Origin of the sequence: Sulfuricurvum sp. (assembly GCF_023250475.1) — a bacterium.
Lineage (GTDB): Bacteria > Campylobacterota > Campylobacteria > Campylobacterales > Sulfurimonadaceae > Sulfuricurvum.
This window is the reverse complement of record NZ_JAHFAQ010000075.1, coordinates 1-10,976: the sequence shown is the minus strand read 5'-3', so window position 1 is coordinate 10,976 and position 10,976 is coordinate 1. Positions and strand designations below refer to the sequence as shown.

Sequence of the window (10,976 nt, the reverse complement as noted above, 5' to 3'; positions counted from 1 at the left end):
TAAAAGCAATGCAAAAGTGACATTTTAATATAATCCCCCCAAAGTTTGATTAAGTGAAGGAGCCAATTTGAGCAAAAAAACCGTTTTGGTCATTACAGACGGCATCGGTTACTCGCCGAAATGTGATTTTAATGCCTTTCACACAGCGAAAAAGCCGGCGTATGATCGATTATTTAAGGAAGTTCCTTATTCTCTGATCGATACTTTCGGTCTTAGCGTCGGTCTTCCCGAGGGACAAATGGGCAACTCTGAGGTGGGACATATGTCGATCGGGAGCGGTCGGGTATTGTATCAGGATTTGGTCAAAATCTCACTTGCTCTCGAAGAGGAGACCTTTGAACACAATGAGGTTTTTGCCTCCTTGCTCAAAACCAGCAAACGGCTTCATCTTGTGGCTCTTTTGAGTGACGGTGGGGTCCATTCGCATATCGATCATCTGATCGGGGTTGCCGAGATTGCCGCGGATGCGGGTAAAGAGGTATGGCTCCATCTCATCACCGATGGGCGCGATGTTGCCCCTACTTCGGCAAAACTTTTTCTGCATACGATAGAAGCACACGGATCCGCCAATATCAAAATCGCTTCGCTCGGGGGACGTTTTTTCTCAATGGATCGGGATAACCGATGGGAACGTGTCCGCAAAGGGTATGAAGCGATTGTTTGCGCTGCTCCGCAAAGTGAGCAAAGTGTTGCCGATTACATCGAAAATGCGTATGCTCTAGGAGAGACGGATGAGTTTATCACTCCGACGGCATTTAGCGGATATGAGGGGGTCAAAGAAGGGGACGCCGTATTAATGCTTAATTTCCGAAGCGATCGGATGCGTGAATTGACCACGGCGATCGGTGATCCCGATTTCAGCGGATTTGCACGTACGTTTGTTCCGACCCATTTGGCAACCGTGACACAGTATGACAAATCCTTTCCGTATCCGGTTCTTTTTCCTAAAGATGCCCCGAAAAATACATTAGCGGAAGTGATCAGCCGTTTGGGCCTTCGACAGCTCCATACGGCGGAGACCGAAAAATATGCCCATGTCACTTTTTTCTTTAACGGCGGTATTGAAGAGCCGTATGAAAATGAGACACGGGTATTGATCCCAAGCCCTCAAGTAAAAACGTACGATATGCAGCCTCAGATGAGCGCTCCCGAAGTAGGACGTGCTGTGGTCAAGGCTATGGATGAGGGGATCGATTTTATCGTTGTCAACTTTGCAAACGGGGATATGGTAGGGCATACCGGAAATTTTGAAGCGGCAGTCAGTGCGGTCGAAGCGGTGGACGATGAACTGGGACGAATCGTTGAAGCGGCTAAGCGCAACGATTATTCTGTGGTCATTACCTCCGATCACGGCAATTGCGAAGAGATGCGCGATGATGCAGGAAATATGTTGACGAATCATACGGTGGGCAAAGTGTGGTGTTTTGTTATGGCCGAGGGGGTACGTGAAGTACGTCCCGGTGCACTGAATAATATAGCCCCGACGATTTTGAAACTGATGGAGCTTGAAATTCCCGCTGAGATGGATTCCCCATTGATATAACCTTCGTCAACCTGAACGAGATTCAGGTTCCAAAGATTGCGGATCAAGTCCGCAATGACAAAATCTAAATATAAGGAAATTAAAAAATGAGATTTACAGGTAAAAATGTATTGGTAACAGGTTCAAGCCGAGGAATCGGTGCGGAAGTGGCAAAAGTGCTGGCAGGGTACGGCCTAAAAGTATGGATTAATTATCGCAGCGGAGCGGCGGCGGCAGATGCAGTCAAGGCTGAAATCGAAGCCTCTGGCGGACAAGCGGCGGTTATCGGGTTTGACGTAGCCGATGAAGCGGCGTTTGTGGATGCGGTGAAAACGATTGTCGACGCAGACGGCGAACTCTCTTATTTGGTCAATAATGCGGGGATCACCAATGATAAATTGGCACTTCGGATGAAAGCTGAAGAGTTTACCGGCGTATTGGATGCAAATCTCACCTCGGCATTTATCGGATGCCGTGAAGCGATGAAAGCGATGCGCAAACAAAAATTCGGAAGCATTGTCAACATGGCCTCTATCGTCGGGGAAACAGGCAATGCGGGACAAACCAATTATGCGGCATCCAAGGGGGGGATGATTGCCATGACAAAAAGCTTTGCTATTGAATCGGCAACCAGCGGTATCCGTTATAACTGCATCACTCCGGGCTTTATAGCTACCGATATGACCGATGAACTCAAAGAGGAAGTCAAAGCGGCGTTTACCGCGAAAATTCCGATGGGACGCTTCGGAAATGCTGCGGAGGTTGCGGAAGCGACAGCTTTTTTACTGAGCGATCATGCCAGCTATATTACCGGAGAGACCCTCAAAGTCAACGGCGGAATGTTTATGTAATACCGCTTATGAGGGCTATTTTGCCTCTTAAGCTAAATATGGTATAATTTTGCGATTTTATTCATAGGAACAGGAGCTATTATGGCACTTTTGGAAGATATTAAAGAAGTAGTGGTTGAGCAACTTAGCGTTAACCCGGACGAAGTTAAAGAGAATTCTAAATTCGTAGAAGATCTCGGTGCAGACAGCCTTGATGTTGTTGAATTGGTAATGGCTCTTGAAGAGAAATTCGATATCGAAATCCCTGATGACGAAGCGGAAAAAATCCAAACTGTTCAAGATGTAATCAATTACATCGAAAGCAAAAACTAAAAATTTTTATCGGGGATTGACCTCGATAAAAGATAAAATCTATATTTATGGTCTAAGAGATTGGCTTAACGGAGCCAAAGTTTCAGACCATCCACCATCAGGAGAAAATGTGAAAAGAGTAGTAGTAACCGGAATGGGAATGATCAATGCCGTTGGTCATGATAAAGAGAGCTCATTCAAAGCAATTTGTGAAGGTGAATGCGGGATCGACACAATTACGATCTTTGATCCTTCGGCTCAAAGTGCACAAATTGCCGGTGAGGTGAAAAATTTCGATCCTGAATCGGTTATGGACGCTCGTGAGGTCAAAAAAGCGGACCGTTTTATTCATCTTGGGATTAAAGCGGCGCAAGAAGCAATGACGGATGCCAATTTCCCTGAAGATTTCGATAAAGAGCGCTTCGGTATTGATGCGGCAGCAGGCATCGGCGGACTTCCGTCAATTGAAAGAAATTCAATCATTCTTGAAACCAAAGGGGCCCGCCGTATCTCTCCGTTCTTTATTCCGGGGGCATTGGTCAATATGCTCGGCGGATTTATTTCGATCGATCACGGCTTGCAAGGGCCGAATCTATCTGCGGTAACCGCATGTGCGGCAGGAACCCATGCGATCAGTGAAGCGGCTAAAACAATTATGATCGGCGGGGCGGATCAAATGCTCGTGGTTGCGGCGGAATCGGCGATTACCGGTGTCGGCATCGGCGGATTTGCCTCGATGAAAGCGCTCAGTACCCGTAATGATGATCCGAAACATGCATCACGTCCGTTTGATGCAGAGCGCGACGGATTTGTTATGGGGGAAGGTGCGGCGGCTTTGGTACTCGAAGAGTACGATGCGGCAGTTGCGCGCGGGGCTCGTATTTATGCCGAGGTAATCGGATTCGGTGAGAGCGGTGATGCAAACCATATCACGACACCAAGTCTTGAAGGGCCTCTTCGTGCTATGAAAGCGGCACTTAAGATGGCGGGAAATCCGAAAGTGGATTACGTCAATGCCCACGGAACCAGTACTCCGACCAATGATAAGAATGAGACTGCGGCATTGAAAATCGCATTCGGCGGCAAAGAGAATTGTCCACCTGTGAGTTCGACAAAAGGACAAACCGGACACTGTCTCGGTGCAGCCGGCGGTATCGAAGCGGTTGTCAGTATCATGGCAATGCGTGATGGTATTATCCCTCCGACCATCAACTACGTCACACCGGATGAAAACTGCGATTTGGATATTGTCCCGAACGTCGCTCGTAAAGCGGAACTCAATATCGTTATGAGTAACTCATTTGGATTTGGCGGCACTAACGGTGTTGTCATTTTCAAAAAAATATAAGAGGGCAAGCCGTTGGCTACCTATTTAGATTTTGAGCAGAATATCCGTCAGATTCAAGAGGAGATCATTGCTGCAGAAGTGCGCTATGATCACCATGCAGTTGAGATCCTAAAGCAGGAATTGGACAAAGAGGTTCAAAAAACCTACGCCAATCTCTCTCCCTATCAAGAGCTTCAGCTCGCACGCCATCAAGATCGTCCGTATGCGCTTGATTATATCAACCTCTTATTGGATAAAAAATACGAGATTCACGGGGATCGCCATTTTCGAGACGACCTATCAATTGTTTGCTATATCGGTTACATCGGCGATGAGCGGGTAATGGTGATCGGCGAGCAAAAAGGGCGCGGAACTAAAAATAAACTCAAACGCAATTTCGGTATGCCGCATCCGGAAGGGTACCGCAAAGCGCTTCGTGCAGCCAAAATGGCAGAGAAATTTAATCTTCCCCTCTTAATGCTGATTGACACTCCGGGCGCCTATCCTGGTCTCGGTGCGGAAGAACGCAACCAAAGTGAAGCGATTGCCCGCAATCTTCTTGAACTCTCGAACCTCAATACGATTACAGTGTCGGTTGTTATCGGCGAAGGGGGAAGCGGAGGAGCTTTGGCGATCGGTGTAGCTGACCGTCTGGCTATGATGCGCTACTCCGTATTCAGCGTTATTTCACCTGAGGGATGTTCGGCCATTTTATGGAACGATCCGACCAAAGTGGAAGCGGCAACCAAAGCGCTTAAAATCACCTCTGCCGACCTTAAAGAGCTTGATTTGATCGATGATATTGTCGATGAGCCGTTAATCGGTGCTCACCGCGACAAAGAGGGTGCGTCAGATGCCCTTAAAACATATTTTCTGACTCAGGTGAACGAACTACGCCAGCTGAGTGATTCTGACCGCCTTGACAAGCGCTATGCGCGTCTTGTCGGGATGGGTAGATTTTCTGAATAAGGCTTTGCCTTATTCTTCCACTTTCACCGCTTTTTTCTCTTCCTCTTTTTTTGCTTTCGGACGTTTTAGCCGCTTTGCCTCTTTTGAAAATGCAATCAGCTCTTCGGTATTGGTTATGGTTTCAGGGATAAGATTGAGAACCCGTTTGAGAAGTTTTGTCGTCGTCATCGCATCGGAGAGGGCTCGATGATGGGTAGCCTCTTTGTAAAGCTCCAACTCAGTATTGAGATAGGCTAAACCGTACCTTTCAGATTCAATCGTTCTCTCTGCCAAATCAATTGTGCACAAAGAACGGTTGAGAAGTTTTGAGAGCCCTACACGCTCCATCATTGCCGAGACAAAATTATAATCGAATTTGGCATCATGACCTACGAACACGGCATCGCCGAGAAAGAGACGGAATTCCCGCATTACTTTACTCAGGGCGGGTGCTTTGAGCGTTTGTTCTGTTTTGATTCCGGTAATATCTTGGATTTGATCGGATATATCGGTGCAATAGACGAGACTTTCATACGTATCGATGATTTTCCAGTTTTGCAGTTTGACCGCACCGATTTCAATAATTTGGTGCTGGGAAGGTTTCGAGCCGTTGGATTCAACGTCGACGATACAAAATAATGTATCTTTTACGGAGGTTATGGCACTTTGGAACCGATACATTCCGTTGTGAAGAACAATATTCATCCCTTGGGCTTTAAGAAGTTCTAATCCCAGATCGGCATCACTTCCCAAAAGTGTTTCAAACTCCTCTTTTTGGATGCCGTTTTTAGATAAACGGAGTAAAATTTTCGGATCCAGTACTTTCACGCATTCGCCTTTTGGATAAAAGAGGTGACAAGGGTAGGATCTTTTTTCCCTTTAGAGGCTTCAACGCCGCTGCTGACATCCACACCGTAAAAGCCGTATTTTTTTAAACTGTCGACATTGTCTGGATGAAGTCCGCCGGCAAGGATGATTTTAGAACACTCAACGCCCTCGAACCATTCGATGTTCAGCCGTTTACCGCTTCCGCCGTAGGCATCGCAATAGGCATCGATGAGACGATATTCATTAGGATACTTAAGGAGATCTTCTTTTTTTTGAGCACGGACAACACGCAATGTCGGAAACTTTACTTGGGCCAGAAAATCGTCGGTAACATCAAAATGGATCTGCGCCAAAGTGCATCCGGTATTGAGACAGGTTGAGCGGATTGCTTCAGGAGTTTCATTCACAAAGAGGGCTACTTTTTCAATAAACGGGGGGAGTTGAGCGATGATTATTTTGGCATTTTCGGGTGTGATATAACGGGGAGAGTCAAAATAAAATACAAATCCCAATGCATCGGCTCCGGCGTTGATAGCAAAGAGTGCATCTTCGAGATTGGTGATACCGCAGATTTTCACTCTCATACGCGAAGGCTGTCAATAGCGGTTTTATAATCTTCAGCTCCAAAAACATAGCTTCCGGCGACACAGATGTCAACACCGGCTTCTTTAAGTACCGCAATATTGGAACTCCCGACTCCTCCGTCGATTTCAATAAGACAAGCGGGATTGATACGGTCGCGCAAGGCTTTGAGCCGTTTGATTTTTTCAATAACGGTCGGGATGAACTTTTGTCCTCCGAATCCCGGATTAACCGACATCACCAGAACCATGTCCAAATCACTTAAGAGATATTCTATCGCTTCGGCGGGGGTATGCGGGTTGAGGACTATCGCAGGTTTGATACCGAGAGAGCGAATGTGCTGAATAAGACGGTGGGGATTTTTTTCTTCTTCGATATGAAACGAGATATAGTGCGGCTTAAGAGGGGCAAAAAGATCAACAAAAAAAGTGTTGTTCTGTACCATCAAATGGATATCGAGAGGTTTCGTAGCCGCACGTGCGATCGCACTGACCACAACCGGCCCAATAGTGAGATTGGGGACAAAATGGCCGTCCATGACATCGACATGCACCAAGTCGCATCCAGCGTCGCAAATGGCACGGACATCATGCGCTAAATTACCGAAATCGGCAGAGAGGACACTGGGGGCAACGAGCATGCTGGGCACCTTATCAATTATTTTTGTTATTTTAGCGAAAAAGATTTGCAGCTAGCTTTGATAGCGCTATCGTGTCAGAAAAAAGATAAAATTGCTTCCTTCAAAACGCAAATCGACTTGAACCCCTTTTTTGTGTTGAGCCATCTCCAAAAGGGAGTCAACATTTGCGTAGGTACGGGGGAGGGTGATGTCTACACGATGTTTTTTCTCACCCAAAAGAGCTTTGGCGCGCCCGCCGATGATATTGACGAATTCGGCCAAAGAGTCCAAAATAACCTCTTCATCTTCATTCTCTTCACCGATGAGGAGCTCACACGCTTTTTTGGCGATATCTTTGGGGAAGATGAGAATAATCATTCCATCCAGATCACCGTAAAAACCTATGGAACTGGCATATTGATTTTGAGGATTTTTGATTTCTAAGGTTTGAATATTCATCGCTTCTTTCAGTGCTTGCGCATTGGTCATCATTGCGATAGTGGAAACGGTCGCATCAATAAATCCGGGAAGTTCTTGAATCAATGCTTTGGTCAGGGTTCGTGTATGTTTGGATGAAGTAGCGCTGCTTCCGCCTAGTTCTTGTAATAACTCTTTGTTTTTGAGAATATCTTCCATCTGGTCAAAAAACATGATTCCGGCATCTTCGAGATCGTTTTTAAAAGTTATCGGAGTTTTTTCAAAGGTAAGTCCCACAAAACAGATGGAGGCATTGTACTCTGCCGCCGATGAAGCAAGTTTTGTAAAAAAGTTCAGTGCGTGCACATTCATCGAGACCACTTTGTACGCATCGAAAATAAAGAGGCGAAACCCGACGTTAAGAGAGTTATTATGGTAAGCGATATTAAACGTATCGGTAATTTCAGCATCCAAAAAGTTGGCGATCGTATAAATAATCGCATTGCCGGTGACACGGGTCGCTATTTTTTGACCGAAAAGTCCCAAGTAGGTCTCTTCGATTATTGCATAATAGAGATCAGGGTTTTGTTTTTTTTCTTCAAACTCTTTTTTGCTTTGGGCGATAACGGGGTTGTGTCCGTAATCGAAAAGTTCAATTGCCATGGCTGAGCGCTGCGAAGCGTCTTCATTATACAAAAGAACGGTTTTAGAATCATTTTTATTGGACGGGACAAAAAGCTCTGCAATTTTTTCGGTACGAAAAAGGGAAAAGGTGAGGGTGCTGCCGTAAAATTTATTAATCGTAGCGAATTTAGCGGAATCGTAGTCGCATAAACCGACCGCAATATGTTTATGGGATCGGATGCTGTCCAAGAGGCGGATAAAAACATCCAAACCGTTTTTATTAAAAAAGATCACTTTTTTCAACGATACCAGCAGCATATCAATATTGAGCGCTTCCGTTGCTTTTATATCATCAATAGTGAGAAAAGAGGGGGCGTTGTTGCCATCCAAAAATCCCTGCGGATGAAAGATGGCAATTCTACCTTTAACGGTCGCTCTCATCGTACTCCACCACCTGCATAAAAGATTCGTATATATCTTGGACAAATTCGATTTGAAATTCGATGAATTCGTTCAATCCAGCTTCGACATAGGCGTTTTGACTCAATTCGTAAAAAAGGAGCAAGTGCATCCACTTTGCTAATGTTTTTTCTTTTTCATCAACTTCCTGATCCAGACCTGATGAGGCATGGACGATTCGGCTGATGGCCGGAGGAAGTTCCCATTTTTGTCCGATTTCGGTACAAATATCGAACAGGCTCATCTTGGTAAGGCGATAAAGAATAGTATTATAATCCAATGCTTTGACACTTCTGAGCTGCTCTACTTCGCTTTTGTATTCACCGAACAGCGCATCGCAGACAATGATGCTGGCAGGTAAAAGGGTGATAGCGCTTTCGGTATCGTGAGTAAGAAGTCCGAGATGGGAGAGAATTTTTACCCATTTGCGGCTAAGGGAGGCCTGTAAATCATAAAATTGTTGCGTCTTGAGATGAAATAATCCCCAATTTTTCGGTGCCAAAAGGGTGAGAAGATAGTTGTATAAAATTTGCTGTGCTGTGGAAATTCCTAAAATAGTGAAGATCTGCGCCAAATCGCTTACCTCATTGCGAAAGCCGTATATTGGGCGGTTTACAAGAGTTTTTAGATAAAATTTCAGAGCAGGATCTTCTTCGGCACATTTAGCCGCTTTGGTTAAATCCCCTACCCGTACATAATCAAGTGTCTGTTTAACGATAAAAGGAGCCGGCGGTATATTTTGAATGTAGCGTAAAATTTGTTCTTGATTAACCACGTGTCACAGCATCCGATCTTAATTATTTTTAAAGTCCGCTAATTGTAATCGTGAATTGATTAAACGAGCCTTTAGATAAGGGTTAAACAGTGCTTAAGGTAAACTTTGGGTTTATTGAGATAAAATTCGCAACCTAAATTTACGCAAGGAGCCTCAAAATGGCAAGAAAATGTGCTATTAGCGGTAAAGGCCCAATGAGCGGGAACAATGTTTCTCACGCGAAAAATAGAACTAAGCGTCGTTTTTTACCAAACCTTCGTACTGTTCGCGTAACGCTTGAAGACGGTACTACCAAAAAACTTAAAATCGCTGCTTCTGAGCTTCGTACTCTTAAAAAAGATTCGTAATCTCTGCACTCAGCGCCTTCAAGAGATCGGGATCTTCCCGATTTTTTTTCTCTTCTATAAAAATCTTCCCTTTTGACTTTATCCTTTTAACCTACTTCTAGGCTTCGCTGTTTATAATAATGTATTTTATTCTGGAGATTTTTTTATGGCTATACTTAACACGATTGAAGGCGGTGTTTGTGCGGCAGATGGATTCTTTGCCGATGGAATTCATATCGGATTAAAAAAAGAGGGCGCTTATGATCTCGCTTTTATCTATTCGGAAAAACCGTGTGCTATCGCATCGGTATTCACAACCAATAAAATGACGGCGGCTCCGATCCGACATTTTCGCTCGTTGGGTGATTTTGAGGGGAATTTTGTCCTTATAAATTCTAAAAATGCAAATGCGATGACGGGACGTGCAGGGATTGACGATATTAGCGAAGTTCTCGGTGCACTTGCCGTGAAATTTCCTCAGATACGCAACCCTATCATGAGCTCGACTGGTGTGATCGGAGTGCGCCTCCCGAAAGCAAAAATCACAGAGGGGGCAATGAATTTCGATCTTACCGCTCGTGAGGGGGTCAAGGCCTCGGAAGCGATTATGACGACCGATACGTTTTCAAAGCGGATTGCTTACGAAGTGGTGCTTGAGAACGGACAATCGTTTCGTATCGGTGCTATGGCCAAAGGGGCGGGGATGATCAATCCCGCGATGGCGACAATGCTCTGCTTTATCACGACCGATGCAGCGGTGGATAAGACAACAATGCAGAGTATCCTTGATGAGTGTGTTCACACGACGTTTAATGCCGCAAGTGTGGATGGCGATACCTCGACCAATGATACGGTACTGGTTATGGCAAACGGTGAGAGCGGCGTATTCGAAGCTGCGGCATTCAAAGAGGCGTTAGAATCTATCATGCTCTTTTTGGCCAAAGAGATGGTGCGTGACGGTGAGGGGGCAACGAAGCTTGTTACCTATAAAGTGAGCGGTGCCATCAACCACAAAGAGGCGGAGATTGCGGCAAAAGCACTGAGCAATTCACTGCTGGTCAAAACGGCACTTTTCGGGCAAGATCCCAACTGGGGACGTATCGCTTCAACGGTCGGTGCCAGCGGCATTATGTGTGATGAAGCGTTTTTGAGTATCTGGTTTGACGATATTTGCGTCTATAAAAAAGGGGAGTTGCTGTTTGATGAAAAACTCGAACCGCTTGCCGCTGCCGTAATGCAAAAAGCGGCGTTTACGATCCACTGCGATATCGGACTTCAAGACGGTGAATTTACCGCCTACGGATGTGATTTGGGTCATGAATACGTCAAAATTAACGCTGATTATCGCACGTAGTGTCATTTACAAGAACAAAAGTTACTCGACAAGAATAAATGTTATTGGAGGAT

Annotated in this window: 12 protein-coding genes; 7 read left to right on the top strand and 5 right to left on the bottom strand. The window is 45.3% G+C overall.

Annotated elements, in window-relative coordinates:
- The first annotated feature begins 67 nt into the window (after nucleotides 1–67).
- The 5 genes from gpmI (at nucleotide 68) to accA (ending at nucleotide 4,960) form a co-directional block, all read left to right on the top strand.
- Complete coding sequence (gene gpmI / locus Q0C19_RS08045; protein WP_295054911.1) at nucleotides 68–1,543, top strand: 2,3-bisphosphoglycerate-independent phosphoglycerate mutase; 1,476 nt, start codon at nucleotides 68–70, stop codon at nucleotides 1,541–1,543.
- 86 nt (nucleotides 1,544–1,629) lie between these two features.
- Complete coding sequence (gene fabG, locus Q0C19_RS08040; protein WP_295054908.1) at nucleotides 1,630–2,373, top strand: 3-oxoacyl-ACP reductase FabG; 744 nt, start codon at nucleotides 1,630–1,632, stop codon at nucleotides 2,371–2,373.
- An 81-nt stretch (nucleotides 2,374–2,454) separates the two neighbouring features.
- Entirely contained in the window at nucleotides 2,455–2,685 is a 231-nt protein-coding gene (acpP, locus tag Q0C19_RS08035; protein WP_013459228.1) for an acyl carrier protein, read from the top strand.
- 109 nt (nucleotides 2,686–2,794) lie between these two features.
- Nucleotides 2,795–4,012 (top strand): beta-ketoacyl-ACP synthase II, encoded by a 1,218-nt coding sequence (locus tag Q0C19_RS08030; protein ID WP_295054904.1) that lies wholly within the window; start codon nucleotides 2,795–2,797, stop codon nucleotides 4,010–4,012.
- 12 nt (nucleotides 4,013–4,024) lie between these two features.
- On the top strand, nucleotides 4,025–4,960 hold the full coding sequence (gene accA / locus Q0C19_RS08025) for an acetyl-CoA carboxylase carboxyl transferase subunit alpha (protein WP_295054902.1): 936 nt from the start codon (nucleotides 4,025–4,027) through the stop codon (nucleotides 4,958–4,960).
- Nucleotides 4,961–4,969: 9 nt separating this feature from the next.
- Here the strand turns inward: accA and Q0C19_RS08020 are convergent, their stop codons facing one another.
- From Q0C19_RS08020 to Q0C19_RS08000, 5 genes are all read right to left on the bottom strand, one after another.
- Nucleotides 4,970–5,767: a 3'-5' exonuclease gene (locus Q0C19_RS08020; protein ID WP_295054900.1), complete on the bottom strand. Its 798-nt coding sequence runs from the start codon at nucleotides 5,765–5,767 to the stop codon at nucleotides 4,970–4,972.
- Nucleotides 5,764–6,351 (bottom strand): phosphoribosylanthranilate isomerase, encoded by a 588-nt coding sequence (locus Q0C19_RS08015; RefSeq protein ID WP_295054897.1) that lies wholly within the window; start codon nucleotides 6,349–6,351, stop codon nucleotides 5,764–5,766. Before Q0C19_RS08015 ends, Q0C19_RS08020 begins: the two co-directional genes overlap by 4 nt.
- The gene (rpe, locus tag Q0C19_RS08010; RefSeq protein ID WP_295054894.1) at nucleotides 6,348–6,989 is read right to left on the bottom strand and encodes a ribulose-phosphate 3-epimerase; all 642 of its coding nucleotides are present in this window, start codon (nucleotides 6,987–6,989) and stop codon (nucleotides 6,348–6,350) included. Before rpe ends, Q0C19_RS08015 begins: the two co-directional genes overlap by 4 nt.
- 66 nt (nucleotides 6,990–7,055) lie before the next feature.
- Entirely contained in the window at nucleotides 7,056–8,450 is a 1,395-nt protein-coding gene (locus Q0C19_RS08005; protein WP_295054891.1) for a chemotaxis protein CheX, read from the bottom strand.
- Nucleotides 8,434–9,243 (bottom strand): HDOD domain-containing protein, encoded by an 810-nt coding sequence (locus tag Q0C19_RS08000; RefSeq protein ID WP_295054888.1) that lies wholly within the window; start codon nucleotides 9,241–9,243, stop codon nucleotides 8,434–8,436. The genes Q0C19_RS08005 and Q0C19_RS08000 overlap by 17 nt, the downstream gene beginning before the upstream one ends.
- A 158-nt stretch (nucleotides 9,244–9,401) precedes the next feature.
- Between Q0C19_RS08000 and rpmB the strand changes: the two genes are divergently transcribed.
- Nucleotides 9,402–9,590: a 50S ribosomal protein L28 gene (rpmB, locus tag Q0C19_RS07995; protein ID WP_013459236.1), complete on the top strand. Its 189-nt coding sequence runs from the start codon at nucleotides 9,402–9,404 to the stop codon at nucleotides 9,588–9,590.
- Nucleotides 9,591–9,735: 145 nt separating this feature from the next.
- On the top strand, nucleotides 9,736–10,923 hold the full coding sequence (argJ, locus tag Q0C19_RS07990) for a bifunctional glutamate N-acetyltransferase/amino-acid acetyltransferase ArgJ (protein ID WP_295054886.1): 1,188 nt from the start codon (nucleotides 9,736–9,738) through the stop codon (nucleotides 10,921–10,923).
- The last annotated feature ends 53 nt before the right edge of the window (nucleotides 10,924–10,976 follow it).